This window comes from Acidovorax sp. M2(2025), assembly GCF_049330835.1.
Lineage (GTDB): Bacteria > Pseudomonadota > Gammaproteobacteria > Burkholderiales > Burkholderiaceae_C > Acidovorax.
In genome coordinates, this window is sequence record NZ_CP186262.1 from 4,079,897 (window position 1) to 4,095,398 (window position 15,502).

Annotated in this window: 12 protein-coding genes; 10 read left to right on the forward strand and 2 right to left on the reverse strand. The window is 72.0% G+C overall.

Annotation, left to right across the window (positions count from 1 at the left end):
- Positions 1-4: 4 nt before the first annotated feature.
- Positions 5-823 (reverse strand): NAD-dependent epimerase/dehydratase family protein, encoded by an 819-nt coding sequence (locus ACOYR3_RS18800; protein ID WP_422843831.1) that lies wholly within the window; start codon positions 821-823, stop codon positions 5-7.
- A gap of 121 nt (positions 824-944) precedes the next feature.
- Here ACOYR3_RS18800 and ACOYR3_RS18805 point away from each other — a divergent pair, with 121 nt between their 5' ends.
- From ACOYR3_RS18805 to ACOYR3_RS18850, 10 genes are all read left to right on the forward strand, one after another.
- Positions 945-1,679: a FadR/GntR family transcriptional regulator gene (locus ACOYR3_RS18805; RefSeq protein WP_422843832.1), complete on the forward strand. Its 735-nt coding sequence runs from the start codon at positions 945-947 to the stop codon at positions 1,677-1,679.
- Positions 1,680-1,843: 164 nt separating this feature from the next.
- Positions 1,844-3,172: an enolase C-terminal domain-like protein gene (locus ACOYR3_RS18810; RefSeq protein WP_422843833.1), complete on the forward strand. Its 1,329-nt coding sequence runs from the start codon at positions 1,844-1,846 to the stop codon at positions 3,170-3,172.
- A gap of 92 nt (positions 3,173-3,264) precedes the next feature.
- The gene (locus ACOYR3_RS18815; RefSeq protein WP_422843834.1) at positions 3,265-4,215 is read left to right on the forward strand and encodes a 2-hydroxyacid dehydrogenase; all 951 of its coding nucleotides are present in this window, start codon (positions 3,265-3,267) and stop codon (positions 4,213-4,215) included.
- Positions 4,216-4,286: 71 nt separating this feature from the next.
- On the forward strand, positions 4,287-5,726 hold the full coding sequence (locus ACOYR3_RS18820; protein ID WP_422843835.1) for an aldehyde dehydrogenase family protein: 1,440 nt from the start codon (positions 4,287-4,289) through the stop codon (positions 5,724-5,726).
- Between the two features lie 605 nt (positions 5,727-6,331).
- Complete coding sequence (locus ACOYR3_RS18825; protein WP_422843836.1) at positions 6,332-7,177, forward strand: MipA/OmpV family protein; 846 nt, start codon at positions 6,332-6,334, stop codon at positions 7,175-7,177.
- The gene (locus tag ACOYR3_RS18830) at positions 7,177-7,872 is read left to right on the forward strand and encodes a response regulator transcription factor (RefSeq protein ID WP_422843837.1); all 696 of its coding nucleotides are present in this window, start codon (positions 7,177-7,179) and stop codon (positions 7,870-7,872) included. The genes ACOYR3_RS18825 and ACOYR3_RS18830 overlap by 1 nt, the downstream gene beginning before the upstream one ends.
- On the forward strand, positions 7,856-9,238 hold the full coding sequence (locus ACOYR3_RS18835; RefSeq protein ID WP_422843838.1) for a HAMP domain-containing sensor histidine kinase: 1,383 nt from the start codon (positions 7,856-7,858) through the stop codon (positions 9,236-9,238). The genes ACOYR3_RS18830 and ACOYR3_RS18835 overlap by 17 nt, the downstream gene beginning before the upstream one ends.
- A gap of 141 nt (positions 9,239-9,379) precedes the next feature.
- Positions 9,380-9,739, forward strand: coding sequence for a DUF2946 family protein (locus ACOYR3_RS18840; protein ID WP_422843839.1), 360 nt, complete (start codon positions 9,380-9,382; stop codon positions 9,737-9,739).
- A 140-nt stretch (positions 9,740-9,879) separates the two neighbouring features.
- A complete protein-coding gene (locus ACOYR3_RS18845; RefSeq protein ID WP_422843840.1) occupies positions 9,880-12,147 on the forward strand; it encodes a TonB-dependent receptor in 2,268 nt (755 codons plus the stop codon).
- Between the two features lie 19 nt (positions 12,148-12,166).
- On the forward strand, positions 12,167-13,747 hold the full coding sequence (locus ACOYR3_RS18850; protein WP_422843841.1) for a PepSY domain-containing protein: 1,581 nt from the start codon (positions 12,167-12,169) through the stop codon (positions 13,745-13,747).
- Positions 13,748-13,790: 43 nt separating this feature from the next.
- On the opposite strand, the gene ACOYR3_RS18855 is transcribed toward ACOYR3_RS18850, so the two are convergent.
- Entirely contained in the window at positions 13,791-15,416 is a 1,626-nt protein-coding gene (locus tag ACOYR3_RS18855; protein WP_422846619.1) for an ABC transporter permease, read from the reverse strand.
- Positions 15,417-15,502 lie beyond the last annotated feature (86 nt).

Here is a 15,502-nt window from a genome sequence, read left to right on the forward strand (position 1 = left end):
ACGCTCACTCAAAAGGACCGGTGCGCACGAACGGCCCCCCTTGGTAGATGGCGGCGGGATCGCTCAGGTCCGGGTGGGGGTCGGCCGCCTCGATCTGTGCCCGGTAAGGCTCGGAGCTGTCCTGCGGGCGGTAGCCGATGTGGCGCGCGGGCGTGTTGTCCCACCAGGTGGTGGTGTTGTCGCCCATGCCGTAGAGGATGCTGTGGCCCACGACAGGGGCCGTGAGGCTGGCCACCACCAGGCGCTCCAGGTCGTCGTAGCTCATCCAGGTGGCGAGCATGCGGCGGTTGCGCGGCGCGGGAAAGGACGAGCCGATGCGCAGGCACACCGTTTCGATGCCGTAGCGGTCGAAGTAAAAGCGCGAGAGGTCCTCGCCAAACGCCTTGGAGACGCCGTACAGCCCGTCGGGCCGGGCCGGGTCGCGCGGGCTCACCACCTCGTCCTGCCGGTAGAAGCCCGTCACGTGGTTGGAACTGGCAAACACCACGCGCCGCACGCCCTGCTTGCGGGCGGCCTCGTACAGGTGGTACACGCCGATGATGTTGGCCTGCAGGATGGGCTCCCACGGCTGCTCGGTGGACACGCCGCCCAGGTGCACCACCGCCTCCACGCCGTCGAGCAGGGCGTGCACCGCGGCCGCGTCCTCCAGCCGGGCGGGCCGCAGCTCTTCGCCGGGGCGCGGCGCGCCCAGGTCGGCGATGTCGGACAACCGCAGCACATCGCAATAGGCCTTCAGGCGGGTGCGCAGCTCGGCGCCCAGCCCGCCGGCGGCGCCGGTCAGCAGCAGGCGGGCAAACCGCAGAGGGGTCGGGTGGCAGGGCATGGCAATCGCGGAGCTTCTTGGTACAGTGATGAGACAAGCTGTTGCACGTCATCAGTTGTCGTACAACAATGGGCAATGTACCGGCTTCCGCCCCACGGCCGCATAGGGATAACACCAAGAAATGACCACCGACACCCCGCTCCGCCGCAAGCCCCGCACCCTCGCCCTGGAGGTGGTTGAAACCCTGGGAGACCGCATCCGCGACGGGCGCCTGGCGCTGGGCGACAAGCTGCCCACGGAGGCGGCGATCATGGCCGAGTTCAACGTCAGCCGCACGGTGGTGCGCGAGGCCATTTCCAAGCTGCAGGCCTCGGGCCTGGTGGAGACGCGCCACGGCATCGGCACCTTCGTGCTGGGCCTGGGCCAGGCGCCCGGCTTCAAGATCACGCCCGAGCAATTCAGCACGCTGCGCGACGTGATCGCCGTGCTGGAACTGCGCATCGGCCTGGAGACCGAGGCCGCGGCCCTGGCGGCCCAGCGCCGGACCGACGCCAACGTCCGCGCCATGCGGGCGGCGCTGGACGCGGTGGCCAGCGCGGTGGACGCCGGCCGCGACGCGGTGGCCGCGGACTTCCAGTTCCACCTGGAGATCGCGCGCGCCACGCAGAACAGCCACTTCTCGGAACTCATGGGCACGCTGGGCAGCATGATCATTCCCCGCGCGCGGCTGGACGCCAGCGACGCGCTGAACGACGAGCGCCGCCAGTACCTGCGCCGCGTGAACGGCGAGCACGAGAGCATCTACGACGCCATCGTCGGCCAGGATCCGGAGGCCGCCCGCGCGGCCATGCGCACCCACCTGGCCAACAGCCGCGAGCGCCGCCGCCGCGCACAGGCCGAGACCGCTGGCTCCTGACCCGGGCGGCGGCCGGCTCGGACCGGGGCTGCGTCCCGCCTACGTGGTTTCCCCGGTGGCCGGCATTTCTGGATTGTTGTACGATGACATACAACATATTTCCCCCGGGCCAGATCCTTCCCAGGCCGCAGCGCCCGCTTCCCGTCCGTGCACCCCACTCCGCCATGACCGCCACACCCCGCGTCACCCACGCACGCGTCGTTCCCGTTGCCGGGCGCGACAGCATGCTGCTCAACCTGTCGGGCGCCCATGCGCCCTTCTTCACCCGCAACCTGCTGATCCTGACCGACAGTGCGGGCCGCACGGGCGTGGCCGAAGTCCCCGGGGGCGAGCCGATCCGCCAGACGCTGGAAGACGCGCGCCCGTTGCTGCTGGGTGCCCGGGTGGGCGACTGGCAGCGTGTGCTGCAGTCGGTGCACACCACCTTTGCCAGCCGCGACGCGGGGGGCCGCGGCCTGCAGACCTTTGACCTGCGCACCACCATCCACGCCGCCACCGCCGTGGAAACGGCCTTTCTGGACCTGCTGGGCCAGCACCTGGAAGTGCCCGTGTGCGCGCTGCTGGGCGAGGGGCAGCAGCGCGCCAGCGTGCCCATGCTGGGCTACCTCTTCTTTGTGGGCGACCGCCGCAAGACCGCCCTGCCCTACGACAGCGCCCCCGGCGCCGAGGACGCCTGGCTGCGCCTGCGGCACGAAGAGGCCATGACGCCCGAGGCCGTGGTGGCGCTGGCCGAGGCCGCACAGGCCCGCTACGGATTCCAGGACTTCAAGCTCAAGGGCGGCGTGCTGCCCGGCGAGGCCGAGGTCGAGGCCGTGCGCGCACTGAAGCGGCGCTTTCCCCAGGCCCGCATCACGCTGGACCCCAACGGCGGCTGGCTGCTGAGCGATGCGGTGCGCCTGCTGCGCGACCTGCACGGCGTGCTGGCCTATGCCGAAGACCCGTGCGGCGCCGAAGGCGGCTTTTCCGGCCGCGAGGTGATGGCCGAGTTCCGCCGCGCCACGGGCCTGCCCACGGCCACCAACATGGTGGCCACAGACTGGCGGCAGATGGTGCATTCGCTGTCGTTGCAGGCCGTGGACATCCCGCTGGCGGACCCGCATTTCTGGACGATGCAAGGCGCCGTGCGCGTGGCGCAGACCTGCCGTGATTTCGGGCTGACCTGGGGCTCGCACTCCAACAACCACTTCGATATCTCGCTGGCCATGTTCACCCACGCCGCGGCCGCGGCCCCCGGCCGCCTGACGGCCATCGACACGCACTGGATCTGGCAGGACGGCCAGGCCCTCACCCAGCAGCCGCTGCAGATCGTGAACGGCGAAGTGGCCGTGCCCACCCGCCCCGGCCTGGGCGTGGCACTGGACATGGCGGCGGTGGAGGCCGCGCACCAGCGCTACCTGGAGCACGGCCTGGGCGCGCGCGACGACAGCATCGCCATGCAGGCGCTGGTGCCGGGCTGGACGTTCGACCCCAAGCGCCCCTGCCTGGTGCGCTAGTGTCGCTGGACACTAGAACGCCCCCACACGCACTCCGCCAACACTGCGCCGCAAACGCCGTCCTCCGCCGCCTCCTTCTCCATCCCGTGCTCATGCCCACCATTCACCACCTTCTGCAGATCGGCAAGCTGCTGCCCAGCCTGGAGCAGGCGCTGCGCGATCGCTATGCCGTGCAGCGGCTCATCGACGCCCCTGACGCGCACGCCTTCCTGGCGGAACGGGGCGCCACCTTCGATGCCGTCGTCACCAGCGCGGCCGTGGGCCTGAGCGCGGACCAGCTGGAGGCGCTGCCTGCCGTGCAGGTCATCTCCAGCTTCGGCGTGGGCCTGGACAAGCTGCCGGTGCAGGCCGCGCGCGAGCGCGGCATTGCGCTGGGCTACACGCCCGACGTGCTCAACGACTGCGTGGCCGACACGGCATTCGCCCTGCTGCTCGCCGTGGCGCGCCGCGTGGCCGAGGCCGACCGCTTCGTGCGCGCCGGCCACTGGGCGCGGCTGGGCGGCAACAGCTTCGGGCTGGGGCGCAAGGTCAGCGGGGCCCGCCTGGGCGTGGTGGGCCTGGGGCGCATCGGGCAAACCATCGCGCGCCGGGCGTCGGGGTTTGACATGCCGGTGCGCTACCACACGCGCCGGCCCGTGGCGGGCGTTCCGTGGGCGCACGAACCCTCGCTGGCGGCGCTGGCCGCCTGGTGCGACTTCCTGGTGGTGATCACTGCCGGCGGGCCCGCCACCCACCACCTGATCGGCGCGGACGTCCTGCAAGCCCTGGGCCCGCAGGGCTTTCTCGTCAACGTGGCCCGGGGCTCGGTGGTGGACGAGCAGGCGCTGGTGGACGCCCTGGTCCTGCAGCGCATTGCCGGCGCGGGCCTGGACGTGTTTGCCAACGAGCCCCACGTTCCCGAAGCCCTGCAGGGGCTGGACAACGTGGTGCTGTTGCCGCACATTGCCAGCGCCACCCACGAAACCCGGCAGGCCATGGCCCAGCGCGTGCTGGACAACCTGGCGGGCTTTGCGGCGGGCACGGGGCTGGTCAGCGCGGCCTGAGCTGGCAGCCTGCCGCGCCGCGCCCGGCGCGCACCCTACCCATTTTTAGTCTGTTGAACGGAACCCTGATGATGAAGCACAACCTGATCGGCGGCACCTGGACCGAAGGCGTCCGCACCTACCGCAACACCAACCCTTCGGACACGCGCGACGTGATCGGCGACTACGCCGTGGCCAGCCGCGAGCAGGCGCTGGACGCCGTGGCAGCAGCCCACGCAGCCTTCCCGGCCTGGAGCGTGTCCACGCCCCAGCAGCGCTTTGACATCCTGGACGCAGCGGGCAACGAGATCATCGCCCGCAAGGCCGAGCTGGGCGACCTGCTGGCGCGCGAGGAAGGCAAGACGCTCCCCGAAGCGATTGGCGAAGTGGGCCGCGCCGCCGCCATCTTCAAGTTCTTCGCGGGCGAGGCGCTGCGCCCCGGCGGCGAGCTGATCCCGTCCGTGCGCCCCGGCGTGGGCATCGAGATCACGCGCGAGCCCCTGGGCGTGATCGGGCTCATCACCCCGTGGAACTTCCCCATCGCCATCCCGGCCTGGAAGATCGCCCCGGCCCTGGCCTATGGCAACTGCGTGGTGTTCAAGCCCGCCGAGCTGGTGCCCGGCTCCGCCTGGGCGCTGGCCGACATCCTGCACCGCGCGGGCCTGCCTGCCGGCGTGCTCAACCTGGTGATGGGCCGCGGCTCCGAAGTCGGCCAGGTGCTGCTGGAGGACGAGCGCATTGCGGGCGTGAGCTTTACAGGCTCGGTCGGCACCGGCCAGCGCGTGGCCGCCGCCTGTGTGCCGCGCGGCGCCAAGGTGCAGCTGGAGATGGGCGGCAAGAACCCGTTCGTGGTGCTGGACGACGCCGACCTGAACGTGGCCGTGGGCGCCGCCATCAACAGCGGCTTCTTCTCCACCGGCCAGCGCTGCACCGCCAGCAGCCGCGTGATCGTGACCGAAGGCATCCACGACCGCTTCGTGGCCGCCATGGTCGAAAAAATGAAAACGCTGAAGGTGGATGACGCCCGCAAGGCCGGCACCGACATCGGCCCTGTGGTGGACGACCGCCAGCTCGCACAAGACCTGGAATACATCGGCATCGGCCAGCAGGAAGGCGCCAAGCTGGCCCATGGCGGCGAAGCGCTGGAGAAGAACGCTGACGGCGCGCCCGGCTACTACCTGCGCCCCGCCCTCTTCACCGAGACCACGCCCGGCATGCGCATCAACCGCGAGGAGATCTTCGGCCCGGTGGTCAGCGTGCTGCGCGCCAAGAACTACGAAGAGGCCCTGGCCCTGGCCAACGACACGCCCTTCGGCCTGGCCAGCGGCATTGCCACCACCAGCCTCAAGCACGCCACGCACTTCAAGCGCCACGCCCAGGCCGGCATGGTGATGGTGAACCTGCCCACGGCGGGCGTGGACTACCACGTGCCCTTCGGCGGCCGCAAGGGCAGCAGCTACGGGCCGCGGGAGCAGGGCCGCTATGCGGCGGAGTTCTACACCACGGTGAAGACGGCGTACACGCAGGCCTGATCCGCACGCCTCTCAGCGCCTGTCTACGATCTCCCAGGGGTCGCGCGACGGGCAGGCCGCCGTCCAGGTGCCGCCGGCGGACAGGTGGCGCCCGGCACGGCGGATCGCACCAGGCCCTCCGGCGTGGAAGGGATTGCGAGCGCAGCGGCCGTTGGCATGCCGGGTCTGCTGGTGGCGGCCGCTGCGTCCCTCCGCGCGCCTGCGCCCCGGCCACCCCCTGCGGTGGCGGGGCACCGCGCACCGTCCGGCTGGACGGCAGGGACGGCGGAAGGGAAGGAGCCCGCCGTACGGGCGCCCGCCGGCCGGTGCGCCGCGTCCGTCCAGGCCGGCGAAAAGCTCATCGCGATCAGGCCCGCCGCAAGGCCGGCCCCCGCAAGCTCAAGGAAGTTGGTGGTCGTGTTCATGGACAGCGGGAGCAAAGGCGCAGCCCCGCAGGCAGGCCAGGCGCGCCTCCATCCTCCGGGCAGCAAACGCCCCGACTGTCCGCGCACGGGGCTTTCCGCACACTTACGCCCGCCGCTGGGCAGCGGTGCGCGCCGAGTAAGTGTTGGGTAATGGACGGGGCGGGACCATGGCGGCCTGTTCACACCGATACGGCCACGCCCATGTCCATCGCCCTGCCCCGTCCCACCATCACCCGCACGGTGCCCGCCCTCGTGTGGAAGGCTGCCTCCGCCTGGTCCGCGGCCCTGCTGCTGGCCGGCTCGGGCGCGGCCCGGGCCCAGGCGCCGCACGAGAAGCCTGGCCCGGGCGAAGCCGACGCAGCGTGGGCCCTGGGCCTGGCGGTGGGCAGTGTCCAGAAGCCCTATCGCGGGATGGGACGCAAGGCCATCGCCCTGCCCCTGCTGTCGTACGAGAACCGGTACGTCCGGCTGTCCAGCCCCAACGTGGACCTGAAGCTGCCCAGCCTGGTCTTGAGCGCATCGAGCCGCCTGCATTTCGGGCTGCGGGCGCGGCTTTTCAGCGAAGGGGGCTACGAGAGCAGCGATTCGCCTGCGCTGGCGGGCATGGCCGAGCGCAAGTCCGGCGCGTGGATCGGTCCCACGGTGAAATGGGACAATGGTTTCGCGGACGTCCAGCTCGAACTGCTTGCGGATGCGTCCGGCCGCAGCAAGGGGCGGCGGGTGTCCCTGGGCCTGGAGCGCCGCTGGAACCTGGGCCCCAACGTGACGCTGGTACCCCATGCAGGAGTCGAGTGGGTGGACGAGAACTACGTGAACTACTACTACGGCGTGCTGGACAACGAGGCCGCGCCGGGACGGCCGGCGTATGCGGGCCCGTCCGCCGTGAACCTGGTCGCCAGCCTCGCGGCCGTCTACCGCTGGGACCGGCAGCAATCGCTGGTGCTGCAGGCCGGTGCGAAGTCCCTCGGCCCGGCGATTCGCAACAGCCCTGTCGTCGGCCGCTCGGCCGAGAACCGTGTGATGCTGGGCTACCAGTACCGCTTCTGATGAGCCGCGTCCTGCTGGTGGAAGACCACGAACGGCTGGCCCGGCTGATCCGCAAGGGCCTGATGGCCGCCGGCGTGGGCGTGGACGTGTGCGGCCACATGGGCGGGGCCTGGGCCGCCCTGCAGCAGATGCCCTACCAGGCCCTCGTGCTCGACCGCGGCCTGCCCGATGGCGACGGCATCTTCCTGCTGCAAAGGATGCGCCAGGCCGGAGTGCGCACCCCCTGCCTCGTTCTGACCGCGCGGGACGCCCTGCACGACCGGGTGGAGGGGCTGGAGGCCGGCGCCGACGACTACCTGCCCAAGCCGTTCGCCATGGATGAGATGGTGGCGCGCGTGCGCGCCTTGCTGCGGCGGCCGGTGGAGTTCCAGGGGCTGGACACGAGCGGGGGCGACCTCACGCTGTCGGCCGGCGGCAACCTGCTGCGCTGCGGCCGCGAGCGCGTGATCCTGGCGCCCGCGGAGGTGCAGATCATGCAGTTGCTGCTGCGCAGGCACGAGGAGGTCGTGCGCCGCACCGCGCTGGAGGCCGCAGCCTGGGGCCTGGGGGACGCCGTCACCCCCAACGCGCTGGACGTGGCCCTGCACCGCCTGCGCCGCAAGCTCTCGGCCATGGGGTCGCGCCAGCGGATCGTCAACGTCCGTGGCCTGGGCTATGCACTGCGGTGCGGCAGCGGCGATGAAGCGCTTCAATAGCCTGGGCGCCAAGGTCGCGCTGGCGTATCTGGCGGGCATGGCGCTCAGCATCGGCCTGCTGTTTCTGGCGGCCATGGGGCTGCTGCAGGGCAACGTGCTGCCACGCATCGACCTCAGGGATACCGCCGAGGACATGGCCGCCATGGTCCGTTTCGACGCCGAAGGCCGCCCTGCCGCGCTGGACCCCGGCGAGGACCAGCTGGCCTGGGTGTTCGAGAGCCTGCGCGCGCAAGCGGCCTACCGCGTGCTGGACGATGCGGGCAAGGTCGCGCTGCTCTCGCCGGCGGGCGCAAGCTTCTGGCCCGCCAGCGGCGAAGCGCTGCGCCTGTCCCGCGGGCGCTTCGAGTTCGACCAGGGCGGGCAGGCCGTCCTGGGCGCCACCGAGCCGATCCAGCGGGGCGAGCGCGTCTGGTACCTGCAGGTTGCCGCCCACGCGCGCCTGATGAAACTGCTGCGCCGCGTCGCGCTGCCCGTGGCCGGCGCCGGCGTGTTCAGCCTGGTGCTGCTGGTCACGTTCGGGCTGTGCGCGTACTTCACGCTGCGCTACACGCTCGCGCCGCTCAGGGCGGTGTCGGAGTCCGCCGCCGCCATTTCCCCCCGCTCTCTCCATGCGCGGCTCCAGACCGAGGGCGTGCCGGCGGAAATCGCGCCCCTGGTCGAGAGCTTCAACCGGGCCCTGGAACGGCTGGAACAGGGCTACCGGATGCAGCAGGAGTTTCTCGGCCACGCCGCGCACGAACTCAAGACCCCGCTGGCACTGATCCGCGCGCAGATCGAGCTGGACGGCCCGGGCGACGCGTCCTCGCTGCTCGAGGACGTCGAATACATGACGCGCCAGGTTCAGCAACTGCTGATGCTCGCCGAGGCCAGCGAAGCCCGCAACTACCGCTTCGCCCCGACAGGCATCGCCCAGGTCGCGCGCGACGCCCTGGCCTGGCTGCAGCGCATGGCCGAAGCGGCGGACGTGCGCCTGGTGCTGGAGGACCACGGTACCGGGGGCGTGGAATGGAACGCCGACCGCAGCGCGTTGTTCACCTTGCTCAAGAACCTGCTGGAGAACGCGATCCAGCATGCCCCGCCGGGCTCCACGGTCGCGGTGGAGGTGCAGCGCCACTGCTTTTGCGTGCGCGATGGCGGGCCGGGGGTGGACGCGGAACACCTGCCCCGCCTGTTCGAGCGGTTCTGGCGTGCTGCGCACCGGCGCGACAAGGGGGCGGGGCTGGGGCTGTCCATCTGCCAGGAAATTGCGGTGGCGCACGGATGGCAGATCAGCGCAGAGCCAGCTTCGCCCGGCCTGCGTTTCCGTGTCGCAGGGCCCGCCGCGGCGCCCTGCGCGCGCCCCTCGCCCCAAGAGGCCCACCCATGACGCATGCCGCGGCCCAGGCTGCTTCAAGCAAAATTGGCCTCCAGCGCTTGTGTACCAAGCGCAAGCAGCTATCATTTTCAGAGCAACCGCTACTTACCCCAGGCGGCGCACGCGCACCGGGGCGCAGTATCATCGCGCCCCATGACCGCCGCCCGACGAACCTTCTCTGCCCTGCGCCTGTGGGTGCTGGCGTGGTTCGTGGCGTCGTTGGGGGTGGCCGTCGCGTCACCGCTCGTGCACCCCCAGTCCATCGAGGTCATCTGCTCGGGGGCCGGCACCATCAAGCTGCTGGTGCAGACCGACGACGGCACGGTGGAAATGGGGGCCATGGGCATGGACTGCCCGCTGTGCTCCACGGCCAGCGCGCCCCCGCCGGTGCCAGCGCTGCCGCTGGCACCACCCCAGCCGCTGGCCCACGCGCTGCAGCCCGTGGAGGCGGCCCGCCTTGCGGCCGCCACGGCCGCGCCGCTGCCCGCGCGCGGGCCGCCGGCACGCTCTTGAACTGACGCCTTGCGCGGCACCCGGACCTGGTGGGCGGGTGCTGCGCCTTCTTTTCCTTGTCGGTTCCGCAGCGGGCCTGCTGCCGCCGCCGCCCATCGGGGCGCGGTGGCGGCGCCGTTGCTTTCACGAGCGTTGCCAACATGTCTCCTGTCTTCTCTTGCCGCGCTGGCGCGGCCGCGCCAGCTTGCGCCGCCCCGGCGTGCCCGTCTGCCTTTCCACGGTTTCCGCGGCCTCCCCTGTACGCCAGCCTGCTGGCCGCCTTCGCCGGCCTGCTGGCCGCGCCGCCGGGCCATGCCCAGCCGGGCGCGGGCGGCGCCGGCGACCCGGTGCTGCACACCGTCGACGTGGTGGAGCCCGCGCCCAGCCCCAACGGCAAACTCAACCTGGACACCCCGGCCGAGACCGGCAGCCGCCTGGGCCTGACGCCGCGCGAGACGCCGGCCTCCGTCACCGTGGTGGACCGCGCCACCATCGAGGCGCGCGGGGCGCAGGACACGCAGGAGATCCTGCAGTCCGTGCCCGGCGTCACCGCGCACAACGCGCCGGGCTCCATCGGCACCAGCTACCGGGGCTTTGGCGGCGGCTCGGTCACGCAGCTCTACAACGGCATCACCGTCCACTACGTCATCGCCTCCCGCGCGGTGGACAGCTGGATCTACGACCGGGTGGAGGCCATCGGCGGCGCGTCGAGCTTTCTGTACGGCTCGGGCGGCGTGGGCGGCTCGCTGAACTACATCACCAAGACCGCCGAGCGCAGCGACTTCACCGAGGCGCGCCTGCGCCTGGGCTCCTACGACCTGAAGGAAGCCTCCGTGGGCCTGAACCGGCGCATCGCGGGCGCGGCGGATGCGCCGGGCAACGCGCACTTCGTGCGGCTGGACCTGAACCACCGCGACGCCGGCAGCTGGACCGTGGGCACGCGCACGCAGGCCACGCAGCTGGCCGCCTCGCTGCTGTCCGACCTGGGCGGCGGCCTCACGCACACGCTGGCCTATGAATACCAGCACGAGCACGTGGACCGCCCCTACTGGGGCACGCCCGTGCTCAACCCGGCGGCCGGCCTGCTGCGCGTGGACGAACGCACGCGCTTTCAGAACTACAACAGCGCCGACGGCCTGTACGCCCAGCACGTGCAGTGGCTGCGGTCGGTGGCGCAGTGGCGGGCCTCGGACGCGCTGCAGTGGCGCAACACCTTCTACGTGTACGACGCGCTGCGCGACTACCGCAACGTGGAGACGTACCGCTTCAACGCCGGCAACACCGCGGTGGCCCGCAGCGGCGTGCTGCTGCAGCGCCACGACCACACGGTGGTGGGCGACCGGGTGGAGGGCACCTACCAGGGCACGCTGGCGGGCCGGCGCAGCGACTGGGCCTTTGGCGTGGATGTGAGCGTGAACCGGCAGACGCGCTTTCCGAACAGTCTGGGCCTGACGGTGAGCACGGTCGATCCGTACCAGTTCACGCCCGAGAACTTCTTCGACATTCCCGGCATGGCGCCGGGCTTCCGGCCCGACCGGGACAACAAGGTGACCACCACCGCGCTGTACCTGGAAAACCGCACGGCCCTGCGCCCGGACGTGAACCTGGTCACCGCGCTGCGGCACGAACGCATCGCCCTGGACCTGGTGAACCGCCGCGAGGTCACGGCCGCCAACCCGGCCGGCTTCAGCCGCGGCTACCGCCCCACCACCGGCCGGCTGGGCGTGGTGTGGGACGTGGTGCCGGGCGCCAACCTGTACGCCCAGCTTTCCACGGCGGCCGACCCGCCGTCGGGCTCGCTGTCCACGGCCACGTTTGGCGACGTGCGCAACAACAGCGAGCTGACCACGGGCCGCCAGGTCGAGGTGGGCAGCAAGCTCGACTTCTGGGACGGCAAGGGCACGGCCACGCTGGCGGTGTTCGACATCCGCCGGCGCAACATCGCCTCGCAAGACCCGAACAACCCCGGCGTGACGATTCTGGTGGGCGAGCAGTCCTCGCGCGGCGTGGAGCTGGCGGCGGGCCTGCGGCCCACCGCGCGCTGGCAGGTGCAGGGCAACCTCATGCACACCCGCGCGCGGTACGAGAACTTCGTGCAGAGCGGCGTCTCGCTGGCGGGCAAGGTGCCCACCTCCACGCCGCAGACCGTGGCCAACCTGTGGCTGTCGTACGCCATCACGCCCGCCGTGACCGCCAGTGCGGGCACGCGCTATGTCGGCAAGGTGTATGCCGACGCGGCCAACACCCTGCACCGGCCGGGCTACACGCTGCTCGACCTGGGGCTGGCCTGGAAGGCCACGCGCAGCGCCACGCTCACCGGGCGCATCCGCAACGCCACGGACCGCCTCTATGCGGCCGATGCGCGCAGCGGCCAGCTCTACCTGGGCGCGCCGCGCACGCTGGACGTCACGCTGCAGATGGCGTTCTGAGGCCGCGAAGGAGCACGCCATGCAACACGCCAAACGTTGGCTCTTCCTCCTCCACCGCTGGCTGGGCGTGCTGCTGTGCGCCTTCTTTGCCCTGTGGTTTGTCTCGGGGGTGGTGATGATGTACGTGGGCTATCCCAAGCTCACGCCGGCCGAGCGCCTGGCCCACCTGCCGCCCCTGCGCCCGGCCGCAGTGGGGCTGGAGCCCGCGCAGGCCCTGGCACGCGCCGGGCTGGGCGGCCCGCTGCAGGACCTGCGCCTGGCCCAGGCCAGCGGCGGCCGGGCCGTCTACCTGGCCACGCCCGCCACGCCGGACGAAGCCGGTGCGCCCCGCAAACGCAGAGGCCGCGCCGCCACCGTCATCGACGCGAATACCGGCGAAGTGCTGCGCCGCGTGGACCGCGCCCATGCCGTCGCGTCGGCCCAGGCCTTTGCGCCGGGCGGCGGCGCGGGCGTGGCGTACCTGGACGTGGTCGGCGAAGACGCCTTCACCCACTCGCGCGCGCTGGACGCGCACCGGCCGCTGCACCGGCTGGCGCTGGGGGACCGCGACGGCACGGTGGTGTACGTCTCGGGCACCACGGGCGAGGTGGTGCGCGATGCCTCCCGCACCGAGCGCGCGTGGAATTACGCCGGGGCGTGGCTGCACTGGCTGTACCCGCTGCGGGGTGGGCTGTTCGACGCCTACTGGGCCGATGTGGTGAACTGGCTGTCCCTTGCCGGCATCGCCGCGGCGCTGGCGGGCACGGTGGTGGGCGTGCTGCGGTGGCGCTTCGCGGGGCGCTACAAGAGCGGCTCGCGCAGCCCGTACCGCGGGGGCGTGATGCGCTGGCACCATGTGCTGGGCCTGCTGTTTGCGCTGACCACCACCACCTGGATCTTCAGCGGCCTGATGTCGATGAACCCCTGGAAGGTGCTGGACGGCGGGGCCCCGCCGCTGCGCCTGCAGGCCATGCACCAAGGCGCCCTGGCGCTGCCGCCGCAGCCGGCCACGGTGCAGGCCCTGCTGGCCACGGCCTCGCCCAACACCCGCGAGCTGCAGTGGACGCGCACCGCCGGCCACACCCTGGTGCTGGCCCGCGGCCCGGCAGGCGCCCCCCAGGTGCTGGAAGCGGCCACCGCCCAGTCCCACGCCTGGGGCGACGGCGCGCTGCTGCAGGCCGCAGCGCGGCTGCTGACCTACCCGGTGGCCCGCACGGAGACGCTGCAGGCGTATGACCTGCACTACTACGACCGTGCGCCGCACACCATGTCGGGCGGCGCCGACAAACCGCTGCCCGTGCTGCGCGTGGTGTTCGACGACCCGCACGCCACCTGGGTCCACATCGACCCCCACACCGGCGCCCTGCTGGGCCGCACGGACCGGCACCGCCGCGCCAGCCGCTGGCTGTTTGCCATGCTGCACAGCTGGGACTGGCAGCCGCTGCTGGAGCGCCGGCCGCTGTGGGACATCGTGCTCATCGGTCTGAGCCTGGGCGGCGCGGCGCTGAGCCTGACCGGCGTGGTGATCGGCTGGCGCAGGCTGGGGATGTTCTGCACGGGTCTAGCGGTCCGTGTGCGCCGCGGCTCGGGATGGGCTGCAAGGCGCACAACGCAGCCATAGCGGGTGCTGTTGCGAGGTTTTGCCTGGCGCAGCAGGCCCTTCCTCAGCCCCTGCTGCGCAAGGTGCGGCTGAGCAGGATCACCGGCACCAGCCCCACGGCCACCAGCGCCAGCGAGGGCAGCGCGGCCTCGCCCAGGCGCTCGTCGCGCGCGAGCTGGTAGGCCACCACGGCCAGCGTGTCGCTGTTGAAGGGGCGCAGCACCATGGTGGCGGGCAGCTCCTTCATCACGTCCACAAACACCAGCAGCGCCGCGGCGGCCGCGGACCGCTGGAGCAGCGGCCAGTGCACGCGCGCCAGCAGTCCGGCGCTGCCCACGCCCAGCATGCGCGCCGAATCGTCCAGGCTGGGGGGGATGCGCGCATAGCCGCTTTGCACCGACTGCAGGGCCACCGCGCAGAACCGCACCAAGTAGGCCCACACGATGCCGAAGGCCGTGGCCGTGACCAGCCCGCCCACGCCCCACTGCGGCGCCACGGCCTGCAGCCAGCCCACCGGCAGCAGCAGGCCCACCACGATGACGGCGCCCGGCACCGCATACCCCACGCTGGCCAGCTGCACCACGCCGCGCGTCACCGCGTCGGGGTGGCGCCGCACGCCGAAGGCCAGCGCCAGGGCGGCCGCCACGGCCAGGGCCGCGGTGATGCCGCCCAGGCGCACGCTGTGCCAGGCCCATTCCATGAAGCGCTCCCAGGGCAGGACCGACCAGTCGGCCGCCAGCGGGCGCAGCATGAACGCCACCGGCGCGGCAAACCCCATGACCACCGGCACGGCGCACACGCCCCAGGCCAGCCAGCGGCGCGCGCCCCGCAGCGCCAGCGGCTGCGCTTCGGCCGAGCCGGCGCGCCCGCCCCCGGCGGCAAACCGCATGCGCCGCTGGGCCCGGTGCTCCAGGTGCAGCAGCAGCAGCACCAGCACCAGCAGCATGGTGGCCAGCTGGGCGGCGGCCAGTCGGTTGTCCATGGACAGCCAGGCCTTGTAGATGCCCGTGGTGAAGGTCTGGATGCCGAAGTAGCTGGACACGCCAAAGTCGGCCAGCGTCTCCATCAGCACCAGCGCCACGCCGGCCGCCACGGCGGGGCGCGCCAGCGGCAGGGCCACCACGGCGATGCGGCGCGGCAGCGGCGCGCCCAGCAGCCGGGCGGCCTCCATCAGGTGCGCGGCCCGCTCGCCCAGCGCCGTGCGCGCCAGCAGGTACACGTACGGGTACAGCGAAAAGATGAACACCCACACCGCGCCGCCCAGGCTGCGCACTTCGGGCAGCAGGCGGCCCTCCAGCCCGAAGGCGTTGCGCAGGCCCACCTGCAGCGGGCCGCTGAACTGCAGGAAGTCGGTGTAGGCATACGCGGTGACATAGGCCGGCATGGCCAGCGGCAGCAGCAGCAGCCACTCGAACGTGCGGCGGCCCGGAAAGTCGAACAGCGTGACGGTGGCGGCAGCCCCCGTGCCCACCACGGCCGCACCCAGGGCCACCAGCACGCTCAGCCACAGCGTGGTGGCCACGTAGCCGGGCAGCACGGTGGCCGCCATCTCGCGCAGGATGGCGCCGGCCTGCGCGCCGTCCGGCCCCAAGGGCAGCCATGCGGCCAGCACCGCCAGCACGGGCAGCGCCAGAAAGCCTGCGAACAGGATCAGGGGAAGGGTGCGAAGGGCGAAGGGCGTGCGGCGCAAGGCAGAGGGGGCAAAGCGGTAGGTAACGGAACGCACACCGGCCCGGCAAAGGCGCCGGGCAACGCGCAGGATGCAAATGCGAATTT